This is a genomic window from Halorubrum tibetense, from assembly GCF_042661865.1.
In the GTDB taxonomy this organism is placed as follows: Archaea; Halobacteriota; Halobacteria; order Halobacteriales; family Haloferacaceae; genus Halorubrum; species Halorubrum tibetense.
In genome coordinates this window covers 1-540 of sequence record NZ_JBHSWW010000710.1, presented here as the reverse complement: position 1 = coordinate 540, position 540 = coordinate 1, and the positions used below count along the sequence as shown (strand labels likewise).

Annotated in this window: 1 protein-coding gene; it reads right to left on the bottom strand. The window is 59.4% G+C overall.

What is annotated here, in order from left to right:
• Positions 1-540: tRNA dihydrouridine synthase (locus ACFQEU_RS17875; RefSeq protein ID WP_379784345.1), on the bottom strand; the 540-nt coding region annotated here is incomplete at both ends.

Below are 540 nucleotides of genomic sequence, written 5' to 3'. Positions count from 1 at the left end.
GCTCTTGCCTGCTTGATAGTGCCCGAACAAAAGCTGCAGCACTTGTGGCCAGGTTAAGGGCTGGTAGGTTAGGTGATTGACATGGGCTTTAATTTGCGCGGCGAGGTCTGGGCAAGACAAGAGGCCGCGGCCGAGCATCACGTCTTCGCAGCCACTTTCGGCCCGGGCGCGCAGGTAGTCGGCAACAGACCAGATATCGCCGTTTACCACCACGGGAATAGCCAGTGCGGCATTGATGTGGCCGACACAGTCCCAGTAAGCCGGTGGCTTAGAGCCGTCCACTTTGCGTCGCGCGTGTACGGTAAGCCGGTTGGCGCCGGCGTCAGCGGCCGCTTGGGCAATCTCAAGATATCGGCTGCGGTCGTTAAAGCCCAAGCGAATTTTGGCGCTTACCGGGGTCGTCTCAGGGACGGCCGCGCGCATGGCCTTTACGATGTTGTAAATACGCTCGGGGGTTTGTAGTAAACAGGCGCCGCCGTCGTGCCGATTGACGGTTTTTGCCGGGCAGCCAAAATTAATGTCGATAGCAGCCGCGCCCAT